The organism is Oceanithermus desulfurans, from assembly GCF_014201675.1.
GTDB lineage: Bacteria > Deinococcota > Deinococci > Deinococcales > Marinithermaceae > Oceanithermus > Oceanithermus desulfurans.
In genome coordinates, this window is the sequence record NZ_JACHEZ010000005.1 from 197,273 (window position 1) to 220,522 (window position 23,250).

Consider the following 23,250-nt stretch of genomic DNA (forward strand, 5'->3'; position numbering starts at 1 on the left):
GTGCCCACACGGATGAGCGGTCACGAGGTGGCGAAATCTGTCTATGCGGAGCTGCGCGAGGTGCTGGCGGGCCTCGGCTACACGCCGGCGCTGCGGGTTGTGCGGCTGGGCGAGGACCCCGCTTCGGTCTCCTACACCCGGCTCAAGGACAAACGGGCCCGGGAGCTGGGCCTCGACAGCCGGGTGCTCGCGCTGCCCGAGGCCACCTCCCAGGAGGAGCTGCTCGAACTCGTCGCCCGGCTCAACGCCGACCCGGCCGTGGACGGCATCCTGGTGCAGCTGCCGCTACCGCGGCACGTGGACGCCCAGGCCGTGCTGGAGGCGATCGACCCCGCCAAGGACGTGGACGGCTTCCACCCCTTCAACGTGGGCCGGCTCTGGTCGGGCGGGCGCGCGCTGCGCCCCTGCACGCCCTCGGGGATCCTGCGCATCCTCGACCACTACGGGATCGCGCTCGAGGGTAAGGAGGCCGTGGTGGTAGGGCGCAGCAACATCGTCGGCAAGCCGCTGGCGGCGCTGCTGCTGGAGCGTAACGCCACGGTCACGGTGGCGCACTCGCGCACCCGCGACCTGGCGTCGGTGACCCGCCGCGCCGAGGTGCTGGTGGCGGCGGCGGGCCGTCCCGGCACGATCACGCCGGCGATGGTGCGCGAGGGCGCGGTGCTGGTGGACGTGGGCGTCAACCGCGTAGGAGACAAGCTGGTGGGCGACGTCGACCCCGAGGCCTGGGCGAAGAGCTCGGCCTACACCCCGGTGCCCGGGGGCGTGGGGCCGATGACCGTGGCCATGCTGCTCGCCAACACGGTGCAGGCGGCGAGGTGGCGCCGGGGATGAAGGCGCTTTTGGCCAATGAGGTGCTGTGGGCCGCGTTGATCGCCAACTTCGTGGCTCAGGGCCTCAAGCTGATGATCCACTACCTCTTCGAGCGCCGCTGGTCCTGGGAGCGCCTGCTCGAGTCAGGGGGCATGCCCAGCAGCCACTCGGCGATGGTGACGGCGCTCGCGACCGGGGTGGGCTTCGTCGCGGGGCTCGACAGCGTCGCTTTCGCGGTGGCCCTGGTCTTCGCGCTGATCGTGATGTACGACGCCACCGGGATCCGGCGCGCCGCCGGCCAGCAGGCCGAGCTGCTCAACGATCTGGTCGAGGAGCTGCGGGCTGTGCTGCACGAGGGTTTCAAGCCCAAGCCGCTGAAGGAGCTGCTGGGGCACACCTACCTCGAGGTGCTCATGGGCGCGATCCTGGGCGTGGTCGTGGCCTGGCTCTACGTCGTCCGCTAGGGCGGCGCGGTAAACTTGTCCCAACGGGGTCTGTTAATATTGAACCGAGTATAAGTCGAGGGGGTCGCTATGTTGTCGCCGTTGGAAAAACTGCTGTTCGTCCTGGCGTTGCTGGCTTCGGGCTACTTCGGCGGAATCGGGTTCTGGCGCATCTACAAGGCGGTCGTGCGCGGCAAGCCGGCGCCCGGTCGGCTCGACCGGCTGCCCGAGCGGATCGGCCACGCGCTGTGGCTCTTCGTCACCCAGCAGACCGTCTTCAAGCGTCGGCCGCTGGTCTCGGCGCTGCACGCCCTCGTCTTCTACGGCTTCATCTACTACCTGGCCGTCAACCTGGTCGACGTGCTCGAAGGCCTCTTCGGTCTGCACGCGGTCGGAGGCTGGTGGAACCCCTACAACCTCCTCGCCGACCTGCTGACCGCCGCCATCCTGGTGGGCATCGTCGGCCTGATGATCCGCCGCTTCGTGCTCAAGCCCCCCGAGTTCACCTTCAACCCGCGGGTGAAGCTGCACGAGAAGGTGGCCGCGGGCATTCCCCGTGACTCGGCGATCGTCGGCGCCTTCATCACCTTCCACGTGGGTTCGCGGCTGCTCTCCAAGGCCTCGCAGCTGGCGCTCGAGGGGACCGACCCCTACCAGCCCGTCGCCTCGGCGCTGGCGGGGGTGCTCGCCGGCGTGGGGGAGGGGGGCCTGGTCGCGCTCGAGCACGTCTTCTGGTGGGGTGCGATCGGCTCCATCCTCGCCTTCATCCCCTACTTCCCCCGCTCCAAGCACATCCACCTGATGGTCTCGGCCTTCAAGCTCACCTTCCGCACGGAGAAGCCGGGGGTGCTCGACCCCATCGACTTCGAGGACGAGTCGGCCGAGTCGTTCGGGGTGGCCCGGCTCGAGGACTTCAGCTGGCCGCGGCTGATCGACCCCTACGCCTGCATCATGTGCAACCGCTGCGCCGACGTCTGCCCGGCCAACGTCACCGGCAAGGCGCTCAACCCCGCGGCCCTGATCATCAACGAGCGCTACGAGTTCAACGACATCCTCCCCGCCTTCGCCGCCGGCGAGGCCAGCCCCCGCCCCCTCATGGACTTCGCCCTCGAGGCCGACGCGCTGTGGTCGTGCACCACCTGCATGGCCTGCGTCGAGGTTTGCCCCGTGGGCAACGAACAGATGCTGCACCTGGTCGACATCCGCCGCGAGCGGGTGCTGATGGAGGGCGACTTCCCCGCGGAGCTGCAGAACGCCTTCCGCGGGATGGAGCGCGCTGGCAACCCCTGGGGCATCAGCCAGGACAAGCGCATGGACTGGGCCGAGGGGCTCGACTTCAAGGTGCCCACCACCGCCGACAACCCGCACCCCGAGGTGCTCTACTGGGTGGGCTGCGCCGCCAGCTACGACCCGCGGGCCCAGAAGATTGCGCGCAGCATGGCCGAGATCCTTAACGCCGCCGGGGTGGACTGGGCGGTGCTGGGCACCCGCGAGAAGTGCACCGGCGACTCGGCGCGGCGCGCGGGCAACGAGTACCTCTTCTTCCAGCTCGCCACCGAGAACGTGGCCACCCTGAACGAGGTGGCGCCGAAGAAGATCGTTACCACCTGCCCCCACTGCATGCACACGATCGGCAACGAGTACCCCCAGTTCGGCGGCGAGTACGAGGTGGTCCACCACAGCGCCTTCATCGAGCAGCTCCTCGCCGAGGGGCGGCTGGACGTCAAGCCCTTCGACGCCGGCGCCAAGGCGACCTTCCACGACCCCTGCTACCTGGGCCGCCACAACGGCCAGTACGAGGCGCCCCGCGACGTGGTGGGGGCGCTCGGCTTCGTGATCGAGGACCCGGGCCGCAACCGCGAGAACGCCTTCTGCTGCGGCGCCGGCGGCGCGATGTTCTGGAAGGAGGAGGCCCCGGGGGCCGAGCGCATTCCCGAAAACCGCTACCGCGAGCTGGTGGGCACCGGGGCCGAGGTGATCGCCACCGCCTGCCCCTTCTGCACCCAGATGTTCGAGACCGAGGCGGCGAACGCCGAGGGCGGGCCCGAGGTGCGCGACCTCGCTGAGCTGGTCGCCGAGGAGCTGCGCAAGAAGCGGGCCTACCTGGGCAGCAGCCGCCCGGCGCTGGGGTAGCCGCGCACCCGTCCCCGAGGGCTATACTTGAGTACCCCACTCGGGTATACTGAACGCATGAGCGAGGAGACCCAAAGCCAGGCCGCCGCGGCCGAGGCGGCCGAGCTGCCCACCAAGGAACAGATCCTCGAGGCCCTGAAGGTGGTCAAGGATCCCGAGATCCCCATCAACGTCGTGGACCTGGGCTTGATCTACAACGTGGACGTCAAACCCAACGGCATCGTCGACATCGACATGACCCTGACCGCGATCGGCTGCCCGGTGCAGGACATGATCAAGGCCGACGCCGAGCTGGCGGTGATGCGCGTGCCCGGGGTCAAGGGGGTGAACGTCGACTTCGTCTGGAGTCCGCCCTGGACGCCCGCCAAGATGAGCGAAGAGGGCAAGAAGCAGATGCGCATGTTCGGCTTCAACGTCTGAAGCCGCTGCGATGAGGTACAGGCCGGCGCCGCGCCGGCCTTTTCGTTAGACTGAGACCATGCGCTATACCCGAGAACGGCTGCTGGAGCTCGAGGACCGCGCCCTCGCCCCCTACGCCATGCGCGCCTCCGAAACCCGCGGGCGCGAGCACCCCGAGCCCGAGTCGGCCTACCGCACGCCCTTCCAGAAGGACCGGGACCGTGTGCTGCACACCACCGCCTTCCGGCGGCTGGAGTACAAGACCCAGGTCTTCGTCAACTACGAGGGCGACTACTACCGCACCCGGCTCACCCACACCCTCGAGGTCGCCCAGGTGGCGCGCAGCCTGGCGCGGGCGCTGGGGTTGAACGAGGACCTGGCCGAGGTCGTGGCCATGGCCCATGACCTGGGGCATCCGCCCTTCGGCCACGCCGGGGAGCGGGTGCTGGCCGAGCTGATGGAGGCCCACGGCGGCTTCGACCACAACAAGCAGTCGCTGCGCATCGTCACCTGGCTCGAGCGCCGCTACCCCGGCTTCCGCGGGCTCAACCTCACCTGGGAGGTGCGCGAGGGCATCGTCAAGCACGAGACCGTCTACGACCTGCCCTCGGCCGAGGACTACGAGCCGCAGCGGCGCCCCACCCTGGAGGCGCAGATCGTCAACCTGGCCGACGAGATCGCCTACAACGCCCACGACCTCGACGACGGCCTGCGGTCGGGGCTGCTGCGCCCGGGGCAGCTCGCCCAGGTCGAGGTGCTGCGCGAGCTCGCCGCCGAGCTCGAGCTCGACCTCGAGCGGCTGTCCGAGTTCGACCGCCGCGTCTTCATCCGCGAGCTGCTGGGGCTGATGATCACCGACGTGGTCGCGGCCACCGACGCGGTGATCGCGGCCGAGGGCATCGGGAGCCTCGACGACGTGCGGCGCTTCCCCGTGCCGCTGGCGCGCTACTCCGAGCGGCTGGGGGCGCAGATGGCCGAGCTGCGCGGCTTCCTCTACGCCAACCTCTACCGCCACTACCACATCGTGCGCCAGGTGGCCAAGGCCAAGCACGTCCTGGAGCGGCTCTTCGAGGCCTACACCCAGATGCCCGAGATGCTGCCGCCCGGGGTGCAGACCGCCGCCGAGGAGGAGGGGCTGTTCCGGGCCGTCTGCGACTACATGGCGGGGATGACCGACCGCTACGCCCTCGACGAGTACGCGCGCATCTTCGATCCCTACGGACGCTAGCCGCCGGGGTTGGGGTTCTTCCAAAGCGCCAGGCCGCGCACCGGGGCGTAGACCTCGATGGGCTCCAGCGGCTCCCCGTCGGCCGAGAAGCGGTGGATGCGGTCCGAGCCCCTGCGGGCCGCGTAGAGGATGCCCAGGCTGTCGACGACGACGTCCACCAGGCTGAGCGGGTCCTCGTTCTGCATCGCCGGCAGCGCCAGGCTCTGGATGACCCTGCCCTCGGGGTCGAGCTTGCGAATCTTCTGGGCGTCGGCGTCGAAGATGTAGAGGTGGTCGGCCTCGTCGATGCCGAGGCCCGAGAGCACGCGCAGCTCGTCCGAGCCCTTGCTCTTGCGGAAGGCGTAGCGCGAGAGGTAGCGCCCCTCCAGCGAGAAGCGCTGCACCTGGCGGTTGCCGTAGTCGAGCACGTAGAGGAAGTGGCGGCTGGCCACGATCTTGCGCGGGGTGTTGAACTGGCCCTTGCCCGCCCCCTTGCCACCGAAGCGCCCCAGCGGGGTGCCCTCGAGGTTGAAGCGCTGAATCACGTGGTTCTCGCTGTCGAGGACGAGCAGCTCGCCCAGCTCCGAGGCCGTCACCGAGGCGGGGTAGAGGAATTCGCCGGGCTTGACGCCGTAGGGGCCGATCGAGGCCACCAGCTTGCCCTCGGGGCTGAAGCGGTGAACCATGCGGCTCTGCCCCGAGCCGTACTCGAAGACGGTGATCCAGACGTGCCCTTCGCGGTCCACGGTCAGGTCGAGCGGGGGCGAGGCGAACATGCCGGGGGCGGTGCCCACGCCCGAGAAGAGCTTCAGCGGGGTGCCGTCGGGCTCGAGCAGCCGGATGGAGCCGCGCTTGGCCTCGGCGGCCACGGCCAGGTAGAAGGGGCGCGAGAGCTCCTGGGTGTCCTTGAACTTGCCCTTGAGGGTCTCGATCACCTCTTCGAGGGTGGGGCGCTTGTCGGCCTCCTTGGCCAGCATGCGCATGATCAGGTCGTTGATGGGGGCGGGGATCTCGGGGTTCAGCTGTTTGGGGGGCGTGGGCAGCTCGTAGATCTGCTGGTGGATCACCGACTCGTAGCCGCCCTGGAAGGGCGCCTGGCCGGTGAGGCTTTCGTAGAAGACGATGCCCAGGCTGTAGATGTCGGAGCGGTGGTCGATCCGCTGCCCCTTGGCCTGCTCGGGGCTCATGTAGACCGGGGTGCCGATGCGCGCGCCGGTGATCGTCAGGCGCGTGAGCACCTTGCCCGCGGCGATGCCGAAGTCCATCAGGCGCACGCCCTTGGGGTCGACGCGCCCCTCCTCGTCGATGGCGCTGCGCAGGATCATGATGTTGCCGGGCTTGATGTCGCGGTGGATGATGCCCTGGGCGTGGATGTGCCGCAGCGCGTCGGCGACGTGGCGCATGATGTTGATGGCCGCGGGCACGGTGAGCCGGCGGTTCTCGATGAGGCGGTCCAGCTCCTCGCCGTCGAGGAACTCCATGGCGATGTAGTGGGTGTCGCCGAAGGCGCCGTGGTCGTAGACGCGCACGATGTTGGGGTGCTTGAGCTTCTGCAGCACCTCGGCCTCGCGGTGGAAGCGCTTGACGAAGCGGGTGTCGCTCACGAACTTCTCCTGGGGAATCTTGAGCGCCACCATGCGCCCGTCGCTCTTGCGGCGCGCCTTGTAGACCGAGGCCATCCCCCCGATGCCGATGCGGTCGAGGATCTCGTAGCGGCGCTCGAGCTCCGGAGCGGTGGTCTCCCGCAGCGTCGGGTTACGGCGCGCCTTGGGGCCGCGCGCACGCCGGGGGCGGCGCTTGCGGCGGCCGCGGACGCGCGCCGGGCGCAGCGCCACCGGATAGGCGACGAGGCCGAGCGAACCCAGACCCAGCGCCGGCCCCACCGCGCCCCCGGCGTAGCCCAGCAGCGCCACCTCCGCGCCGATCACCCCCACCCCCAAAAGCGCCATGAGCGAGGTGTTGAGCCGGAGCGCCAGCACCAGCGTCAACAGGAACAGCGAGAGGGCCACCGTGTATTCGATCATCGTATCCGTACCGCCACGACGGTGATGTTGTCTGTACCGCCGCGCTTCACCGCCTGGGCTGTCCAGTAGTCTACCGCGGATTCAAGGTCCTTTTGGTCCAGGTCGACGACCCACTCCTCCGGCGGCACCAGGTTGTACAGCCCGTCGGTGGTGAAGACGTAGACGTCGCCGCGCACCAGCTCCACCGGGGTGACCTCGAACTCGGCGTCCTCGACGCCCAGGGCCTGGGTGAGCATGTTACGCCAGGGGTGTTCCTCCGCTTCCCAGTCGGTCATCCGCCCCATGCGCACCTGCTGGGCCACCCAGGAGTGGTCCTGGGTGAGCAGCTTCAGCTCGCCGTGGCGGTAGCGGTAGGCGCGTGAATCGCCGATGTGGCCGATAAAGCCCTTGGGGGCGTTCTCGAAGGCGATCAGCGCGGTCATCGTGGTGCCCATTCCCTGGCTGCCGGGGTGGCGCGCGGCGTAGTTGCGGATCCGCCGTTGCGCCAGGGTGAACGCCTTGAGCACGAGCCGGTCGAGCGGGACCCCGGGGCGGTGGCTGGCCAGGTGGTCGGCGTAGGCGCGCACCGCCTCGCTGAGGCTGTCGATGGCGATCTTGGAGGCGATCTCGCCCGCCTCCGCGCCGCCCATGCCGTCGGCCACCCCGGCGACCAGGAGGTTGCCCTTGGGCGTCGGGTAGACCGCGGCGCGGTGGAAGTCTTCGTTGTTGCGCCGGACGCGGCCAATGTTGGAAGCGGTGGCGATTTCCAGACGGTCGGTAAGGTGCATAAGCCGCGGGACTCCTTCCCTTTATAATAACCGTTGAATGGACTTCGAACTGAGCGACCTTATCGAGCTCTTTGCCTACAAGCTGGACGACCTCGCCGCCGGAAGGGAGCCGCGCGGGGGGCGCGGTTCGATCCTGCGGCTGCGGCGGCACCTGCTGGAGGTCAAGCTGCCCGGCCCGCTGGCCAAGCGTTTCCGCGAGGAGGACCGCCGCTGGCGTGAGCTGCAGGCGGCCGAGCCGGCCGCCGCGGCCGGCTCGGAGCCGCCCGCCCACGCCGAGCCGCCCGCTGCCGAGCTCGACCTGGGCATCGTCGACCTGCCGCTCGAGGAAGACGTTCCGGCTGAAGGCGCCCTGACCCAGGGGGTGCTGCAGGCGCTGGCCGAGGACGTCTACTGGGCAGGGCTGCGGCGCGACCTCAAGCGCGTCGCGCGGGGTCTGATCGGCGGCCAGCGCTACGAGCTGCGGCTGGCCTACGCCTTTTTGCAGAACTTCGAGGCCTACGCCCAGACGCCGAGCTTCGCGCGGGACTTCAACCTCTCGAAGTTCACGCTCAGCGAGGCGATTCCCGCGCTTTCGGACCCGCTGGTCACCCTCGACGACGAGGAGATCGCCGCAGCGCTCCTGCGCGAGGTCTTCCAGATCGCGCTGCGCCTCGGTGACGGCCGCACCTACCCGCTGCCGTTGCCGCCCGAGGGCGTGGTGCCGTACCTGCGGCGGTTCCTGCGCCGCATCATCGAGACCCCCGAGTCGCTGCCGCTGGTTGCACCCGGCGGGGGCCCCACCACCGAGGAACTGCGCACGGCGCTCGACGAGGCCCGGCGCAGCGCCCTGACCGCCCACGAGCGCGAGCAGCTGGTGCGCGACCTGGAGGCCAAGCTGCGCGAAGTTGCGGCCCAGGAGCGCCGGATGCGCATGGTGGCCGAGGAGGACCGCCGCCGTTTCATGGCCGCGGCCGAGCGCCTCAGCGCCGTCCTGCGACGCTACCTGCCCGCGCCCCGCGGCGAGGGGGCCATGCCGGTCGTCCCCGAGCCCCTGGGCGATTCCGGCGCCGGTCCCAAGCTCGACGAGCTGGACCGCGAGGCCACGATGGTCACCCTGCGACGGATGCCGACGCGGCTGGCGCTGGGCGGGGTGCCGCTGACGCTCAGCGTGGCGGGCGAGCACACCCAGCTGACCGTGGCCGACGAGGACCGCCCCCTCAAGCCGGGGGAGCCGCTGATGGTGCCCTACGAGAACTGGGAGGTCTGGGCCTTCCTGCGCGACGACTACGTGCACGTCCGCCTGGAGATGCGCGAAGGGGCGCAGCTGTCCGCGCTGCTTTCCGAGGGACGGGTGCTGGCGCACCTGGTGCACCCGCACCGGGACTACGCCTACCTGAGGTTGCTGCGGGCCTTCTCGGCACGCCTGAAGGGCCCCGTCAACTACGAGGAGTTCGCGCCCGAGTCGGCGGCGAAGTTCCCGGAGGCGTCGCTGGACACGCTCGAGGCCTTCGCTCGCAAGGGCCTGGGCGTGGTCAAGGACCGCCTTAAGCGCACCCCGGGGGGCCTCAAGTTGATGCGCGAAGTCGCGACCTCGCTGGGGCTCGAGCCCGAGGGGCAGCGGCTGCTGCGCGTCCTCGGCGACTGGCTCAACTTCCGCCCCCCGACGCGCGAGACCCTGGGTGGCGAGCTGGGTGTCTCGACGATCGCCGGCGAACCCGTCAACGTCAGGGCCGGCAACCTGGTGCTCTCGGTGCGGCAGACCGACGACGCCGTCTACGTGGGAGCGGCGGGGGCGGTGCCCCGCAAGCTGGGTGACCTGCTGATCTGGCCGCTCGAGGACGGGGCGGTGGTGATCGCGCGCGAGGGCAGCCGGCTGGCCCACACCCAGGTCAGGGTTGTTTAAAACGGTTGCCACTTTACGCTCCGCCTCGTTATAATCCGAGCCAATGCTGAAGGTATTACAAAACCCAGACTTCGCACGTCTGTTTATCTCGAACTTTATCTCCGAGGTCGGTAGCCAGATCTACCGCGTCGCCATACCGGTCTGGGCCTACACCCAGACCGATTCGGCGCTCACCGCGGCCATGGTCATCGCCGCGCAGTTTTTTGCCAAGATGGTCGTGGGGCCGTTGCTATCGCCGCTGCCCGACCTCTACGACCGCCGGCAGCTGATGTTCTGGTCGGAGGCGCTTTCGGCGGTGGCGGTGGCCTTGCTGCCGCTCTTTTTCATGGAAAGCGTCGCGGGCTGGGTCCTCGTCGCCCTGCTGCTCGGGGTGCTGCAGTCGATCGGCGATCCCGCGGTGAACACCGTGGTCCCGGAGCTGGTGGGCGAGGAGGACCTGGACGCGGCCAACAGCCTCATCGAGCTGCCCCGCCGCTCGCTGGAGATGATCTTCATGGGCATCGCGGGCGTCCTCGTGGGGCTGCTCGGCGCCTACACCGCCTTCTGGATCGACGCGGTCTCGTTCGCCCTGTCGGCGCTGGTGCTGCTGAGCCTGCGGCCGCTGCCGGCTCCGGGCGACGGCATGGGGAAGAGCGGCTACTGGGGGATGGTGGCCGGCGGGCTGCGCTACGTTCTCAGCAACCCGGTGACCCGCTACGTGATCGGCGTGCTGGCCCCGGCCGCGATGTTCGGGGCGATCGACGCCACGGTGCCGCCGGTGCTGGCCACCCAGGTCTTCGCCGGAGGGGACGACAAGCTGGGTTCGATGTACTACGGCTTCATGGAGGCCTTCTTCGCCACCGGCGCCGTCCTCGGTCTGCTGGCGGTCACGACGGTTACAAAGCGGTTTTCCCGGCCGCTGGCCTTTCTGGGCGGCCTCGCCGTCTTCGGGGTGGCCGAGTTGCTGATCGGCGTCTTCGAGTTCTGGTGGCCGGTGCTCGTCTTCCAGGCGGTCATGGGTTTCGCCAACCAGATCTTCATCGTCCCCGCGCGCTCGCTGATCCAGCTGGGCGTGGAGCCGCGTTTTCTGGGCCGGGTGATGGCCGCCTGGGGGGCGGTGATGGGGGGCGCGGCCCTGGTGGGCATGATGCTGGGCGGCTTCCTGGCCCAGTTCTTCGGGCCCCAGGCGGCCTTCATCATCGGCGGCGGCGGCGTCCTCGCTGCGGCGCTGTTCGGCCTGGTGCGCGGGGTTCCCAAGGTGTGACCCGCGGGTCAGTTATAGTGGGGCATGCCTGAAACGAGCCTACCCCGCTGGGACCTTTCCCCGCTCTACGACTCCACCGAGGACGAGCGCTTCCTTGGCGACTGGGCGGCGCTGGAGCGCCGCATCGACGCCCTCGCCCGGGCCCTGGAGCGGCGCCGGGTGGGGCGGGACGACGCCGAGCGCAGCCCCGAAGCCTTCCATGACGTCGTCGAGGCCCTGAACGCGGTGCATGAGGCGGCCCTGCCGCTCCGGGCCTACGTTCACCTGCGGCAGGCCGCCGACGCCGGCGACCGCGAGGCCGCGGCGCGGATCAGCGAGCTCGAGGGGCTGCTGCTGCGCGTCGACCGCTGGATTCCGCGCATCGTGGCCTGGTGGGGCGGCTTCGAACCCGGGCCCTGGGCGGGAGACTACGCCCTGCTGCTGCGCGAGGCGCGGGTACGGGCCGCCCACCTGATGAGCGAGGACGAGGAGACGCTGGCGGCCGAGCTGGCCCTGCCGGGCGAGCGGTCCTGGGTCCGCCTCTACGGCAACGTCTCGAGCCGCATCGCCGTGCGCTTCGAGGGCGAGGAGCGGCCCATCACGGCGCTGCGCAACCTGGCCTACGACCCCGACGAGGCGCGGCGCAAGGCGGCCTACGAGGCCGAGCTGGCCGCCTGGAAGGCGCACGCCGACGAGATCGCCGCCAGCCTGAACGGCGTCAAGGGCGCGCGGATCGTCCTGAACCGCCGCCGCGGTTGGGCGGACGCGCTCGAGCCCACCCTGCACGAGCGGCGCATCACCCGGGCGGCGCTCGCGGCGATGCAGCGGGCGGTGGAGGCCAGCCTGCCGGTCTGGCGCCGCTACTTCCGGGCCAAGGCGCGGCGGCTGGGCAAGGCGCGCCTCGACTGGTGGGACCTCTTCGCCCCCGTGGCCGAGGAGCGGCGGCGCTGGAGCTGGGAGGAAGCCCGTGCCTTCATCGTGGCGCACCTGCGCACCTTTTCGCCCGCCACCGCCGAGCTGGCCGACCGCGCCTTCCGCGAGCGCTGGATCGACGCCGAGCCCCGCTCCGGAAAGCGTGGAGGGGCGTTCTGCATGCACGTCGGGGGCGGGGCGAGCCGTATCCTGGCCAACTACACCCCCAGCTTCGACGCCGTTTCCACGCTGGCGCACGAGCTGGGCCACGCCTACCACAACCTGCGGCTGGCGGAGCGGCCGCCGCTGTTGCGGCGCACGCCGATGACGCTCGCGGAGACCGCTTCGATCATGAACGAGACGGTGGTTACCCGGGCGGCGCTGGCCGAGGCGGAGGGCGACGACGCGGCCCTGATCCTGGACACCTGGCTCACCGGCGCGGCGCAGGTGGTGGTCGACATCCACGCCCGCTTCCTCTTCGAGTCGTGGGTCTTCGAGCGGCGCGCGGAGCGCGAGCTCGCCCCCGAGGAGTTCGCGGAGTTGATGGAGGAGGCCCAGGAGCGCACCTACGGCGAGGCCCTGGCCACGCGCCACCCCTACATGTGGGCGGTCAAGCCCCACTACTACGGCAGCGACTTCTACAACTATCCCTACACCTTCGGGCTGCTCTTCGGCCTCGGCCTCTACCGCGCCTACGAGGGCGACCCCGCGGGCTTCGGCGAGCGCTACGACGCGCTGCTCGCGGACACCGGCGTGGAGGACGCCGCCGCGCTCGCGTCCCGCTTCGGCTTCGACCTCGAGGACGAGGCCTTCTGGGCCGGGGGGCTCGAGCTGCTCGCCGAGGACGTGGCCCGATTCGAGGCCGGCGGGGGCTGAACGCGGAAGCGCGGGTGCTTCGTGCTAAACTGTACGTACTATGATCGAGCCAACGGTGGCCTTGTACGGCGACGCCTTCAACCGGGCGGCGTCCGTTTTGGAAGAGCTGATTGACCAGGCCCAGGTCCGCTACGTGCTGCTGGTGGACCGCAAGGGCTTCGTGCTGGCCCACCGCGAGGCCCTCTGGGCCCCGCGTCCGCCCGCGCTCGACTCCATCGCGACGCTGGTGGCGGGCAACGCCGCAGCCACCCAGGCGCTCGCCAACCTGCTGGGCGAGCCCAAGTTCAACGAACTGGTCAAGCAGGGCGAGAAGCAGGGGCTCTACGTCGAGGAGGTCAACGACCTCACCCTGCTCGTGATGATCTTCGACACCGACACCCCGATCGGCCGCGTCAAGCTCTTCGGCAAGAAGGCGGCCGCCGAGCTGGACGAGATCACCCGCAGTGCCGTGGTCATGCCCCGCGAGCTGGGCATCGACAAAGACTTTCACGAATCCGCCGACGCCATGCTGGACGACCTCTTTGGAAACTAGACCATGAGCACCATCAACTTCGCGAACCGCGAGATCAACTTCAAGATCGTCTACTACGGCCCCGGCCTCTCGGGCAAGACCACGAACCTGCGCTGGGTCTACCAGACCGTACCCGAGGGCCGCAAGGGCGAGATGGTCTCGCTGGCCACCGAGGACGAGCGCACCCTCTTCTTCGACTTCCTACCCGTGGACCTGGGGGAGGTCAAAGGGTTCAAGACCCGCTTCCACCTCTACACCGTGCCCGGCCAGGTCTTCTACAACGCCAGCCGCAAGCTGATCCTGCGCGGCGTCGACGGTATCGTCTTCGTGGCCGACTCCGCCTCCAACCGCCTGCGCGCCAACGCCGAGAGCATGCGCAACCTGCGCGAGAACCTGGCGGAGTACGGGCTCAGCCTCGAGCACATCCCGATGGTGCTGCAGATCAACAAGCGCGACCTGCCCGACGCGCTTCCGGTGGACATGATCCAGGCGGTCATCGACCCCGAGGGGCGGTTTCCCACCTTCGAGGCCGTGGCCACCGAAGGTAAGGGCGTCTTCGAGCCGCTCAAGGACGTGAGCCGCCGGGTACTTTCCAAGCTCGCCGAGCACACCTGAGGCCGGACCTTCGTCCGTTCGCCCGCCCTTCGGGGCGGGTTTATGCTGGTGGAGATGAAACGAACCCCGCTCTACGACGAACACGAAAGGCTGGGCGGCCGCATGGTGGACTTCGCCGGCTGGGCGCTGCCGCTGCAGTACACCTCGATCACCAAGGAGCACCTGGCGGTGCGCGAGGCCGTGGGGCTCTTCGACGTGAGCCACATGGGCGAGTTCTTCGTGCGCGGCCCCGAGGCGCTCGCCTTCCTGCGCTGGGCCACCCTCAACGACCCGGCCAGGCTGAAGCTGGGCCGGGCGCAGTACTCCATGCTGCCGAACGACCGCGGCGGCGTGGTGGACGACATCTACGTCTACCGGACCGGCGAGCTCGAGTACCTGGTGGTGGTCAACGCCGCCAACGTGGCCAAGGACTGGGCCCACCTGAACCGGCTGGTCGAGGGCTACGACGCAGAACTCGAAGACGCCTCCGACGCCTGGGCGCTGATGGCGCTGCAGGGGCCGCGGGCCGAGGCGACGCTGCAGACGCTTACCGACACCGAGCTTTCCGGCGTGCGCAAGAACGCCACCCTGACGCTCGAGGTGGCCGGCGTGCCCGCCCGCATCGCCCGCACCGGCTACACCGGTGAGGACGGCTTCGAGATCTTCACCGCCCCCGAAGACGCTCCGGCGGTCTGGCGGGCGCTCACCGAGGCCGGGGCGACCCCCGCGGGCCTGGGGGCGCGCGACACCCTACGCCTCGAGGCCGGCTTCCCCCTCTACGGCCACGAGCTCACCGACGCCACCAACCCCCGCTGCACCCCGCTGGCCTGGGTGATCAAGGACAAACCCTACTTCGGGCGCGAAGCCCTGGAGGCCGCGGCCTGCGACGAGCGGCTGGTGGGGCTGGTGATGGAGCGCGGCATCCCCCGCGAGGGCTACCCCATCCTTGCCGGCGGCGCGCCGGCGGGGCGCGTTACCTCGGGCACCCAGTCGCCCGTCCTCAAGAAGGGCATCGCCCTGGGTTGGGTGCGCGCCGATCTGGCGGAGGAGGGGACCGAGCTGGCCGTCGAGGTGCGCGGCCGCGCCCTGCCCGCGCGCGTCGTCCGGCCGCCGTTCGTCCCGCTCGGGAAGAAGTAGCTGCGCTAAGCTAGAACCAGGAGGCTCGCTATGAACGTTCCCGCTGACCGCAAGTACACCCGCTCCCACGAATGGGCCAAGCAGGAAGGCTCCCTGATCGTCGTCGGCATCAGCGACTTCGCCCAGGAGTCTCTGGGCGACGTGGTCTTCGTCGAGACCCCGGAGGTGGGCCGCGAGGTCCAGGCCGGCGAGGCCGTGGCCGTCGTCGAGTCGGTCAAGACCGCCTCCGACATCTACGCTCCGGTCTCCGGCAAGGTCGTCGAGGTCAACGAGGCGCTGGCCGACGAGCCCGAGCTGGTCAACGGCGACCCCTACGGCGCCGGCTGGATCTTCAAACTCGAGCCCAGCGACCCCGCTGAGTTCGACGCCCTTCTTGGCCCCGACGACTACACCAAGGTCATCGAAGAAGAGTCCTGAGGGAGGACCCATGGACTTCACCCCGCACACCCCGGACGACGTGCGGGCGATGCTCGAAGCGCTCGGCATGCAGGACCTGCGCGAGCTCTTCGCCGATCTGCCCGACGCGCTCCTGGAACCCGACCTGCGCCTGCCCGCACCGCTGAGCGAGCAGGAGATCCTAGCCCACCTGCGGGACCTCGCCGCCAAGAACGCTTCCGCGGACAAGGCCTTCCTCGGCGGCGGCCTGCGCCCCCACTTCGTGCCCAGCCTCGTCCCCGCGCTCGCCCAGCGCGGGGAGTTTCTCACCGCCTACACCCCCTACCAGCCCGAGGTGAGCCAGGGCGTGCTCCAGGCCGTCTTCGAGTACCAGACGATGATCGCCGAGCTGACCGGGCTCGACGTCTCCAACGCCTCGCTCTACGACGGCGCGGCGGCGCTGGCCGAGGGGGTGCTGCTGGCGCTCCGGCAGACCCGGCGCATGGGCGTGGTGGTGAGCCAGGGGGTGCACCCCGAGTACCGCCAGGTGCTGGCCACCTACCTGCACGCCGTGGGCGCCGAGCTGCGCACCGTGGCCCTCGAGGGGGGCCTCACCCCGCCCGCGCGGTTCGACGAGACCGTGGGCGCGGTGGTGCTGCAAAGCCCCAACTTCCTGGGCGCGATCGAAGACCCGGCGCCCTGGGTGGAGGCGGCCCACGCGACCGGGGCGCTCGTGGTCTACGTGGCCGACCCCTTCAGCCTGGCCCTGCTTAAGCCGCCCGGCGACTGGGGCGCGGACATCGCCGTGGGCGACGGCCAGCCCCTGGGCAATCCCATGAACTTTGGCGGACCCCAGTTCGGCTACATCGCGGTGCGCGAGAAGCTGGTGCGCCAGCTCCCCGGCCGCCTGGTGAGCCAGACCCACGACGTGGACGGCCGCCGCGGCTACGTGCTGGCGCTGGCCGCGCGCGAGCAGCACATCCGTCGCGCCAAGGCCAAGAGCAACATCACCACCAACGCCCAGCTGACCGCGCTGATGGGGGCCATGCACCTGGCCGCCCTGGGTCCCGAGGGGTTCGCCGAGGCGGCCGCGGCCTCGGTGGCGCGGGCGCACGCGCTCGCCGCCGAGCTGGAGCGGCTTCCCGGCGTGGAGCGGGTGACGCCGGAACCCTTCTTTAGCGAGTTCGTGCTGCGCCTGCCGCGGCCGGCCGCGGCGGTGCGGGCCGGGCTGGCGGCGCGCGGCTGGCACGCCGCCGCGCCGGTGCCCGACGAGTACGGCACGAACCTGGCCCTCTTCGCCGCGACCGAGCGCCACACCGAGGAAGACCTGGCCGGTCTCGCGGCCGCTGTGAAGGAGGTGCTCGCGTGAAACGCGGCTTCCCGACCCTCTTCGAACGCTCGCGCCCCGGGCGGCGCGGCACCCGCCCGCCCCGCCCGCCCGAGGTGGATCTCGCCGGCCTTCTGGGCGCCGAAAACCTCCGCCCCGCCGCGCCCCGGCTGCCCGAGGTGGACGAACTCACGGTGGTGCGCCACTACACCAACCTGAGTCGCCGCCAGGTGGGAGTGGACACCAGCTTCTACCCCCTGGGTTCGTGCACGATGAAGTACAACCCGCGAGTGAACGAGGCCGCCGCGGGACTCTTCGCCGAGCTGCACCCCTACCAGGACCCCGAGACGGCCCAGGGGGCGCTGCAGATCATCTACGAGTTGCAGGAGTACCTGGCCGAGATCACCGGCATGGACGCGGTGACCCTGCAGCCGGCGGCGGGCGCGCACGGCGAGCTGACCGGCATGCTGCTCATCCGCGCCTACCACGAATCCCGTGGCGAAGGCGAGCAACGGCGGGTGGTGCTCGTGCCCGACAGCGCCCACGGCTCCAACCCGGCCACCGCCAGCATGGCCGGCTACCAGGTGCAGGAGGTGCCCAGCGGCCCCGACGGCGAGGTGGACCTGGAGGCGCTGCGCGCGGCTCTGGGCCCCCACGTGGCCGCGATCATGCTCACCAACCCCAACACCCTGGGGCTGTTCGAGCGCAAGATCCTCGAGCTCATCGACGCCGCCCACGACCAGGGGGTGCAGCTCTACTACGACGGCGCCAACCTCAACGCCATCATGGGCTGGGCCCGGCCCGGTGACATGGGTTTCGACGTCGTTCACCTCAACCTGCACAAGACCTTCTCCACGCCCCACGGCGGCGGCGGCCCCGGCTCGGGGCCGGTGGGAGCGAAGGCCCATCTGGCGCCCTTCCTGCCGGTGCCCACGGTGAAGCGCGAGGGCGAGCGCTACGTGCTGGACTTCGACCGGCCGCAGACGATCGGACGGATGCGCTCGTTCTACGGCAACTTCGCGGTGATGGTGCGCGCCTACGCTTACATCCGCATGCTCGGGGCCGAAGGCCTCAAGCGGGCCTCGGCCATGGCGGTCCTGAACGCCAACTACCTGCGCAAGAAGCTCGCCGGGGCGGGCTACCGCATCCCCTACGACCGGCTGTGCAAGCACGAGTTCATCGCCCAGCCACCCGAGGGGCTGAAGGCGCTTGACGTGGCCAAGGCGTTGCTCGACTACGGCTACCACCCGCCCACGGTCTACTTTCCGCTGATCGTCAAGGAGGCGATGATGATCGAGCCCACCGAGACGGAGAGCAAGGAGACCCTGGATGAGTACGCCGGGGTGATGGCCGAGATCGCGCGGCGCGGGCTCGCCGATCCCGACTGGATCGCCCACACCCCCTACACCACCCCGGTGCGCCGCCTCGACGAGGTGGCCGCCAACCGCAAGCCGGTGCTGCGCTGGAGGCCGGAGGAGGGGTAGATGGAGCGTTCCCCGCTCGCGGACGCGGTGCGCCGGGCGCGCGCCGAGCTCGAGGCCTGCATCGAGCGGGAGGAGCTCGCCTACGGTCCCGACTACTACCTGGACGTGGCGCGTATGGCCGCCGAGGGGCCCGCACCCGACCCCTGCCTCGAGCGGTTCAACGAGCTGGTCGCGGCGGTACGGGCCTACCGCGCGGACGGCGGGGCGCTGAGCGACCTTGACCTGGGCGAGCACGCCCGCGCGGTGCGCGCGGCCCTCGAGGACGAGCCCCCGGCATGAGGTGGGCCGCGCTCGCCTTCCTGCTCGGCACGGCGGTGCTGGCCCGGCCGCAGCCGCTCGAGCTCCAGGCGTTCTGGGGCGCCGGAGCCTGGGCGTCCGCGCCGGTCTACTTTGGGCTTCAGGGGCGTTACCAGGACGAAGCGGCGTTCTTGCGCTGGTATCTGGACGGGCGGCTGCGCCTGGGGGCGCCGGTCCGGGGCGAGGGGGAAGCCTGGCTGGAGCTGGCCCCGGCGGGATGGCTGCGCTTGCGGGCGGGCTTCGCCCCCTGGTTCGCCGCACCGCCGGCCGAGGGCAGCGGCTGGGGCGGGCGCGCCGAGTGGGCGCCCGGCGGTTCCTGGCGGCTTGCAGCCGCGGCGGAGGCCGCCGGCGTCTTCGGCGCCGGCCTCGGCTACGTCGCCGGCCCCCTGGAGGCCTGGGTTTGGGCGCGCAACGACGGGCCGGCGTTCTACGCCCGCGGCGCGCGCGGCCGCTGGCGCGCGGTGGGCTGGTACCGCGCCGGCTACGCCGCGGTCCGGCCCCGCCGCGCCGGGCTGCGGCTCGAAGCCCGGGCAGGTTTGTGGAGCGGCTACGGCGGCTGGCGCAGCGACACCGGGGTCTTCCTCGGTGGGTCCTGGCTGGGGCCGCTGCGCCTCGACCTCGAGGGCCGCTGGAACCCGGGCCGCGCCGCGGCCGCGGGGTTGCATGCCGAATACCCGCTGGCGCCGGGGGTGGCGCTTGCCGGTCGTTTCGACTACGCCTTCCGGCCTTTCCGCGCCGGCTCGCTGGGGCTCGAGCTGCGGGTGGACGCCTACGCGGCCCCGGTCTCCCAGGGCGAGTAGCCGGCGGCCACGAAGTAGAGCCCCTGGGGTGGCGCGGTGGCGCCGCCCTCGCTGCGTTCGGGGTTTTCCAGCAGCCGCGCCACGTCCTCCGGCGGCCGGCGGCCCAGCCCCACCTCCACCAGGGTGCCCACCATGGCCCGCACCTGACCACGGACGAAGCCGCTGCCCACGAAGTGCAGGTGCAGCTCGCCGCCGACGGCCTCCGCCCGCGCCTGGTAGAGGACGCGTACCGTGGCCCGCTTCTCGCGGTTGGCGAAGGCGCCGAAGTCGTGCTCGCCTTCCAGCATCCGCGCCGCGGCCGCGATCTTCGGAAAGTCGAAGGGCTGGGGAACCCACCAGACCCGGTGGCGGTCGAGCGCCGTCGGCTGGCTGCGGTTCAGCACCCGGTAGAGGTAGCGCCGCCAGCGGGCCGAGTAGCGCGCGTGCCAGTCGGGCGGCACCTCCTCGGCCTCGAGCACCCGCACGTCGGGCGGCAACAAGGCGTTGAGCGCCATGGGTACCTTTTCGATGGGAACCGTGTCCTCGGTGTCGTAGTGCACCGGCATGGCCAGCGCGTGCACGCCGCTGTCGGTTCGGCCCGCGGCCGTCACCCGGGGGCGCGTGCCCGGGATGCGCGCCAGCGCCGCTTCCAGCACCCCCTGCACCGTGCGTTCGCCCTGGGCCTGCAGCTGGAAGCCGGCGAAGTCGGTGCCGTCGTATTCGAGGACGAGCTTCAGCCTGCGCACGCCCCCAGCCTAACCCGCTGCGGCCCCGAGCCGCCGGAGGGCCGGGCGGTCCGGGGCCGTGCCCGCGCGCCTTGCGCAACCTCCGCAACGCTTGTATACTGCTAAAGTTGCGGGACCCCGGTGTCGGCCCCGGCACCGGGCAGCCTTCCGCCTCCTGAAGGTCCGATCGGGAAGGGCCAAGGAGGCGGTTACAATCGGAGCCCAGCGTGGGCTCCGGGAGGTTCTTGCCAAGACGGGGGCGATCGCCCAGGCGGTATCGCCCGGAAAGTGAAGGGAGTGAGGTAGGCTTGCCGACAATCAACCAGCTGCTACGCAAAGGCCGCAAGGCGGTCAAGAAGAAGACCAAGGTCCCGGCGCTCAAGGGGAGCCCCTTCCGCCGCGGGGTCTGCACGGTGGTCCGCACCGTGACCCCCAAGAAGCCGAACTCGGCGCTGCGCAAGGTGGCCAAGGTGCGCCTCACCAGCGGTTACGAAGTGACCGCGTACATTCCGGGCGAGGGCCACAACCTGCAGGAACACTCGGTCGTGCTCATCCGCGGCGGCCGTGTGAAGGACCTTCCGGGCGTGCGCTACCACATCGTTCGCGGCGTCTACGACACCCAGGGCGTCCAGGACCGCAGGAAGAGCCGCTCGAAGTACGGGACCAAGCGGCCCAAGAGCTGACGAGGTAAGGTATGGCACGCAGAAGAAGAGCAGAAATCCGCAAGCTGGCCCCCGACCTGGTCTACGGCGACGTCGTCGTCTCGGCCTTCATCAACAAGATCATGCGCGACGGCAAGAAGAACCTCGCCGCCCGCATCTTCTACGACGCCTGCAAGCTCATCCAGGAGCGAACCGGGCAGGAGCCGCTCAAGGTCTTCCGCCAGGCGGTGGACAACGTCAAGCCGCGCATGGAAGTGCGCAGCCGCCGTGTGGGCGGGGCCAACTACCAGGTACCCGTCGAGGTTTCGCCGCGCCGTCAGCAGTCGCTGGCGCTGCGCTGGCTCGTGAACGCCGCCAACCAGCGCCCTGAGCGCACCGCCGTCGAGCGTATCGCCGGCGAGCTGCTCGACGCGGCCGAGGGCAAGGGCGGCGCCGTCAAGAAGCGCGAAGACGTCGAGCGCATGGCCGAGGCCAACCGCGCCTACGCGCACTACCGGTGGTAGCCATGGCGGTCAAGACGGAGTTCGACCTCAAGAAGACGCGCAACATCGGGATCGCCGCGCACATCGATGCCGGCAAGACCACCATCACCGAGCGCATCCTCTACTACACCGGCCGCATCCACAAGATCGGCGAAGTGCACGAGGGTGCGGCGACGATGGACTGGATGGAGCAGGAGCGCGAGCGCGGCATCACCATCACCTCGGCGGTGACCACGGCCTTCTGGAAGGATCACCGCATCAACATCATCGACACCCCGGGCCACGTGGACTTCACCATCGAGGTCGAGCGCTCGATGCGCGTCCTCGATGGGGCCGTGGCGGTCTTCGACGCCAGCCAGGGCGTGGAGCCGCAGTCGGAGACCGTCTGGCGCCAGGCCGAGAAGTACCGGGTGCCGCGCATCGCCTTCGCCAACAAGATGGACAAGACCGGCGCCGACATCCTGCTGGTGCTGAACAGCATGAAGCAGCGCCTGGGCGCGCGTCCGGTGCTGATGCAGTGGCCGATGGGCCAGGAGGACGAGTTCCGGGGCATCATCGACCTCGTCGCCATGAAGGCCTACACCTACGGCAACGACCTGGGCACCGACATCCAGGAGATCGAGATCCCCGCCGAGTTCCAGGAGGTGGCCGCGGAGTGGCACGACAAGCTGGTCGAGGCCGCGGCCGACCTGGACGAGGACGTGATGATGAAGTACCTCGAGGGCGAGGAGGTGACCGAGGAGGAGCTGAAGAACGCCTTCCGCAAGGGCACCATCTCCCTCGACGTGACCCCGGTCTTCCTGGGTTCGGCGCTCAAGAACAAGGGCGTTCAGCTGCTGCTCGACGCCGTGGTGCAGTACCTGCCCTCGCCGCTTGACGTGCCCCCCATCAAGGGCGCGACCCCCGACGGCGGCGAGGTGGAGCGCACCCCCGAAGCCGACGGCCCGCTCGCGGCGCTGGCCTTCAAGATCATGGCCGACCCCTACGTGGGCCGCCTCACCTTCGTGCGCGTCTACTCCGGCACCCTCAAGGCCGGTTCCTACGTCTACAACTCCACCAAGGGCAAGAAGGAGCGGGTGGGGCGGCTGCTGCGCATGCACGCCAACCACCGCGAAGAGGTGGAGGAGCTGCTCGCGGGCGACCTGGGCGCCGTCGTGGGCCTGAAGGACACCGTGACCGGCGACACCCTGGTAGGCGACGGTGACGACCCGGTCGTGCTCGAGTCCATCGACATCCCCGAGCCCGTCATCTCGGTGGCCATCGAGCCCAAGACCAAGGCCGACCAGGAGAAGCTGGCCATGGCGCTCTCCCGTCTCGCCGAAGAGGACCCCACCTTCCGGGTTCACACCGACCCCGAGTCGGGCCAGACCATCATCTCGGGCATGGGCGAGCTGCACCTGGAGATCATCGTCGACCGCCTCAAGCGCGAGTTCAAGGTCGACGCCAACGTGGGTCAGCCCCAGGTGGCCTACCGCGAGACGATCACCCGCATGGTGGACGTCGAGGGTAAGTTCGTACGCCAGTCGGGCGGCCGCGGCCAGTACGGCCACGTCAAGATCAAGGCCGAGCCGCTCCCGCGCGGCGGCGGCTTCGAGTTCGTCAACGCCATCGTCGGCGGCGTGATCCCCAAAGAGTTCATCCCCGCCGTGCAGAAGGGGATCGAAGAGGCCATGCAGTCGGGCCCGCTGATCGGCTTCCCGGTCGTGGACGTCAAGGTCACCCTCTACGACGGCTCCTACCACGAGGTGGACTCCTCGGAGATGGCCTTCAAGATCGCGGGTTCGATGGCGATCAAGGAGGCCGTGCAGAAGGGCAGCCCGGCCATCCTCGAACCGATCATGCGGGTCGAGGTGACCACCCCCGAGGAGTACCTGGGCGACGTCATCGGCGACCTCAACAGCCGCCGCGGCCACGTGCTGGGCATGGAGGCCCGCGGCAACGCGCAGGTCATCAGCGCCCACGTGCCGCTGGCCGAGATGTTCGGCTACGCCACCGACCTTCGTTCCAAGACCCAAGGCCGCGCCTCGTTCGTGATGTTCTTCGACCACTACGCCGAGGTGCCCAAGCAGGTGCAGGAGAAGCTGATCAAGCATTAGCGCGACGCGCAAGGAGGAAACCATGGCCAAAGGTGTATTCGAACGAACCAAGCCCCACGTCAACGTGGGCACCATCGGTCACGTCGACCACGGCAAGACCACC

The 23,250-nt window shown here is 70.1% G+C and carries 22 protein-coding genes; 19 read left to right on the top strand and 3 right to left on the bottom strand.

Annotated features, from left to right (window positions below):
- The first annotated feature begins 12 nt into the window (after positions 1 to 12).
- The 5 genes from HNQ05_RS08155 to HNQ05_RS08175 all read left to right on the top strand — a co-directional run bounded on the left by HNQ05_RS08155 (position 13) and on the right by HNQ05_RS08175 (position 5,016).
- Positions 13 to 834, top strand: coding sequence for a bifunctional 5,10-methylenetetrahydrofolate dehydrogenase/5,10-methenyltetrahydrofolate cyclohydrolase (locus HNQ05_RS08155; RefSeq protein ID WP_147149059.1), 822 nt, complete (start codon positions 13 to 15; stop codon positions 832 to 834).
- Positions 831 to 1,277 carry a divergent PAP2 family protein gene (locus tag HNQ05_RS08160; protein ID WP_147149049.1) on the top strand — a complete coding sequence of 149 codons (447 nt, stop codon included), beginning with the start codon at positions 831 to 833 and terminating at the stop codon, positions 1,275 to 1,277. Before HNQ05_RS08155 ends, HNQ05_RS08160 begins: the two co-directional genes overlap by 4 nt.
- 69 nt (positions 1,278 to 1,346) lie before the next feature.
- Complete coding sequence (locus HNQ05_RS08165) at positions 1,347 to 3,389, top strand: (Fe-S)-binding protein (RefSeq protein ID WP_147149047.1); 2,043 nt, start codon at positions 1,347 to 1,349, stop codon at positions 3,387 to 3,389.
- Between the two features lie 57 nt (positions 3,390 to 3,446).
- A complete protein-coding gene (locus HNQ05_RS08170) occupies positions 3,447 to 3,809 on the top strand; it encodes a metal-sulfur cluster assembly factor (protein ID WP_147149044.1) in 363 nt (120 codons plus the stop codon).
- 58 nt (positions 3,810 to 3,867) lie between these two features.
- Complete coding sequence (locus HNQ05_RS08175) at positions 3,868 to 5,016, top strand: deoxyguanosinetriphosphate triphosphohydrolase (protein ID WP_147149042.1); 1,149 nt, start codon at positions 3,868 to 3,870, stop codon at positions 5,014 to 5,016.
- Here the strand turns inward: HNQ05_RS08175 and HNQ05_RS08180 are convergent.
- Both HNQ05_RS08180 and HNQ05_RS08185 read right to left on the bottom strand, forming a co-directional pair.
- Positions 5,013 to 7,019 (bottom strand): protein kinase domain-containing protein, encoded by a 2,007-nt coding sequence (locus HNQ05_RS08180; protein WP_183677739.1) that lies wholly within the window; start codon positions 7,017 to 7,019, stop codon positions 5,013 to 5,015. The genes HNQ05_RS08175 and HNQ05_RS08180 overlap by 4 nt on opposite strands.
- A complete protein-coding gene (locus HNQ05_RS08185; protein WP_147149040.1) occupies positions 7,016 to 7,786 on the bottom strand; it encodes a PP2C family protein-serine/threonine phosphatase in 771 nt (256 codons plus the stop codon). Before HNQ05_RS08185 ends, HNQ05_RS08180 begins: the two co-directional genes overlap by 4 nt.
- 37 nt (positions 7,787 to 7,823) lie before the next feature.
- Here HNQ05_RS08185 and HNQ05_RS08190 point away from each other — a divergent pair, with 37 nt between their 5' ends.
- The 11 genes from HNQ05_RS08190 to HNQ05_RS08240 are packed head-to-tail and all read left to right on the top strand — an operon-like array spanning position 7,824 to position 19,203.
- Entirely contained in the window at positions 7,824 to 9,668 is a 1,845-nt protein-coding gene (locus tag HNQ05_RS08190; protein ID WP_147149038.1) for a hypothetical protein, read from the top strand.
- Positions 9,669 to 9,711: 43 nt separating this feature from the next.
- Entirely contained in the window at positions 9,712 to 10,911 is a 1,200-nt protein-coding gene (locus HNQ05_RS08195; RefSeq protein ID WP_147149036.1) for an MFS transporter, read from the top strand.
- A gap of 24 nt (positions 10,912 to 10,935) precedes the next feature.
- On the top strand, positions 10,936 to 12,678 hold the full coding sequence (locus HNQ05_RS08200) for a M3 family oligoendopeptidase (protein ID WP_147149034.1): 1,743 nt from the start codon (positions 10,936 to 10,938) through the stop codon (positions 12,676 to 12,678).
- A gap of 40 nt (positions 12,679 to 12,718) precedes the next feature.
- Positions 12,719 to 13,210: a GTPase-activating protein MglB gene (gene mglB / locus HNQ05_RS08205; RefSeq protein ID WP_147149032.1), complete on the top strand. Its 492-nt coding sequence runs from the start codon at positions 12,719 to 12,721 to the stop codon at positions 13,208 to 13,210.
- A 3-nt stretch (positions 13,211 to 13,213) separates the two neighbouring features.
- Positions 13,214 to 13,804: a GTPase MglA gene (mglA, locus tag HNQ05_RS08210; protein WP_013458267.1), complete on the top strand. Its 591-nt coding sequence runs from the start codon at positions 13,214 to 13,216 to the stop codon at positions 13,802 to 13,804.
- Between the two features lie 54 nt (positions 13,805 to 13,858).
- On the top strand, positions 13,859 to 14,920 hold the full coding sequence (gene gcvT / locus HNQ05_RS08215) for a glycine cleavage system aminomethyltransferase GcvT (protein ID WP_147149030.1): 1,062 nt from the start codon (positions 13,859 to 13,861) through the stop codon (positions 14,918 to 14,920).
- A 30-nt stretch (positions 14,921 to 14,950) separates the two neighbouring features.
- On the top strand, positions 14,951 to 15,337 hold the full coding sequence (gene gcvH / locus HNQ05_RS08220; RefSeq protein WP_147149028.1) for a glycine cleavage system protein GcvH: 387 nt from the start codon (positions 14,951 to 14,953) through the stop codon (positions 15,335 to 15,337).
- Positions 15,338 to 15,347: 10 nt separating this feature from the next.
- The gene (gcvPA, locus tag HNQ05_RS08225; RefSeq protein ID WP_183677742.1) at positions 15,348 to 16,664 is read left to right on the top strand and encodes an aminomethyl-transferring glycine dehydrogenase subunit GcvPA; all 1,317 of its coding nucleotides are present in this window, start codon (positions 15,348 to 15,350) and stop codon (positions 16,662 to 16,664) included.
- Entirely contained in the window at positions 16,661 to 18,106 is a 1,446-nt protein-coding gene (gcvPB, locus tag HNQ05_RS08230) for an aminomethyl-transferring glycine dehydrogenase subunit GcvPB (protein ID WP_147149134.1), read from the top strand. Before gcvPA ends, gcvPB begins: the two co-directional genes overlap by 4 nt.
- A complete protein-coding gene (locus tag HNQ05_RS08235) occupies positions 18,107 to 18,385 on the top strand; it encodes a hypothetical protein (RefSeq protein WP_147149136.1) in 279 nt (92 codons plus the stop codon). It abuts the gene before it with no gap.
- Positions 18,382 to 19,203 carry a hypothetical protein gene (locus tag HNQ05_RS08240; protein WP_183677743.1) on the top strand — a complete coding sequence of 274 codons (822 nt, stop codon included), beginning with the start codon at positions 18,382 to 18,384 and terminating at the stop codon, positions 19,201 to 19,203. The genes HNQ05_RS08235 and HNQ05_RS08240 overlap by 4 nt, the downstream gene beginning before the upstream one ends.
- On the opposite strand, the gene truA is transcribed toward HNQ05_RS08240, so the two are convergent.
- Positions 19,173 to 19,928, bottom strand: a complete 756-nt coding sequence (gene truA, locus HNQ05_RS08245) for a tRNA pseudouridine(38-40) synthase TruA (RefSeq protein WP_147149128.1) — start codon at positions 19,926 to 19,928, stop codon at positions 19,173 to 19,175. The genes HNQ05_RS08240 and truA overlap by 31 nt on opposite strands.
- A 287-nt stretch (positions 19,929 to 20,215) precedes the next feature.
- Between truA and rpsL the strand changes: the two genes are divergently transcribed.
- Genes rpsL through fusA form a run of 3 tightly spaced genes read left to right on the top strand, consistent with a single transcriptional unit; the run spans position 20,216 to position 23,147 of the window.
- Entirely contained in the window at positions 20,216 to 20,590 is a 375-nt protein-coding gene (rpsL, locus tag HNQ05_RS08250; protein ID WP_147149130.1) for a 30S ribosomal protein S12, read from the top strand.
- Between the two features lie 11 nt (positions 20,591 to 20,601).
- Positions 20,602 to 21,072, top strand: a complete 471-nt coding sequence (gene rpsG / locus HNQ05_RS08255; protein ID WP_013458255.1) for a 30S ribosomal protein S7 — start codon at positions 20,602 to 20,604, stop codon at positions 21,070 to 21,072.
- A gap of 2 nt (positions 21,073 to 21,074) precedes the next feature.
- On the top strand, positions 21,075 to 23,147 hold the full coding sequence (fusA, locus tag HNQ05_RS08260) for an elongation factor G (RefSeq protein ID WP_147149132.1): 2,073 nt from the start codon (positions 21,075 to 21,077) through the stop codon (positions 23,145 to 23,147).
- Positions 23,148 to 23,250 lie beyond the last annotated feature (103 nt).

Excerpts from the sequence above, each read along its gene's own strand:
- HNQ05_RS08155 (WP_147149059.1), top strand. The coding sequence starts at position 13 with ATGAGCGGTCACGAGGTGGCGAAATCTGTCTATGCGGAGCTGCGCGAG.
- HNQ05_RS08160 (WP_147149049.1), top strand. The coding sequence starts at position 831 with ATGAAGGCGCTTTTGGCCAATGAGGTGCTGTGGGCCGCGTTGATCGCC.
- HNQ05_RS08165 (WP_147149047.1), top strand. The coding sequence starts at position 1,347 with ATGTTGTCGCCGTTGGAAAAACTGCTGTTCGTCCTGGCGTTGCTGGCT.
- HNQ05_RS08170 (WP_147149044.1), top strand. The coding sequence starts at position 3,447 with ATGAGCGAGGAGACCCAAAGCCAGGCCGCCGCGGCCGAGGCGGCCGAG.
- HNQ05_RS08175 (WP_147149042.1), top strand. The coding sequence starts at position 3,868 with ATGCGCTATACCCGAGAACGGCTGCTGGAGCTCGAGGACCGCGCCCTC.
- HNQ05_RS08180 (WP_183677739.1), bottom strand. The coding sequence starts at position 7,019 with ATGATCGAATACACGGTGGCCCTCTCGCTGTTCCTGTTGACGCTGGTG.
- HNQ05_RS08185 (WP_147149040.1), bottom strand. The coding sequence starts at position 7,786 with ATGCACCTTACCGACCGTCTGGAAATCGCCACCGCTTCCAACATTGGC.
- HNQ05_RS08190 (WP_147149038.1), top strand. The coding sequence starts at position 7,824 with ATGGACTTCGAACTGAGCGACCTTATCGAGCTCTTTGCCTACAAGCTG.
- HNQ05_RS08195 (WP_147149036.1), top strand. The coding sequence starts at position 9,712 with ATGCTGAAGGTATTACAAAACCCAGACTTCGCACGTCTGTTTATCTCG.
- HNQ05_RS08200 (WP_147149034.1), top strand. The coding sequence starts at position 10,936 with ATGCCTGAAACGAGCCTACCCCGCTGGGACCTTTCCCCGCTCTACGAC.
- mglB (WP_147149032.1), top strand. The coding sequence starts at position 12,719 with ATGATCGAGCCAACGGTGGCCTTGTACGGCGACGCCTTCAACCGGGCG.
- mglA (WP_013458267.1), top strand. The coding sequence starts at position 13,214 with ATGAGCACCATCAACTTCGCGAACCGCGAGATCAACTTCAAGATCGTC.
- gcvT (WP_147149030.1), top strand. The coding sequence starts at position 13,859 with ATGAAACGAACCCCGCTCTACGACGAACACGAAAGGCTGGGCGGCCGC.
- gcvH (WP_147149028.1), top strand. The coding sequence starts at position 14,951 with ATGAACGTTCCCGCTGACCGCAAGTACACCCGCTCCCACGAATGGGCC.
- gcvPA (WP_183677742.1), top strand. The coding sequence starts at position 15,348 with ATGGACTTCACCCCGCACACCCCGGACGACGTGCGGGCGATGCTCGAA.
- HNQ05_RS08235 (WP_147149136.1), top strand. The coding sequence starts at position 18,107 with ATGGAGCGTTCCCCGCTCGCGGACGCGGTGCGCCGGGCGCGCGCCGAG.
- HNQ05_RS08240 (WP_183677743.1), top strand. The coding sequence starts at position 18,382 with ATGAGGTGGGCCGCGCTCGCCTTCCTGCTCGGCACGGCGGTGCTGGCC.
- rpsG (WP_013458255.1), top strand. The coding sequence starts at position 20,602 with ATGGCACGCAGAAGAAGAGCAGAAATCCGCAAGCTGGCCCCCGACCTG.
- fusA (WP_147149132.1), top strand. The coding sequence starts at position 21,075 with ATGGCGGTCAAGACGGAGTTCGACCTCAAGAAGACGCGCAACATCGGG.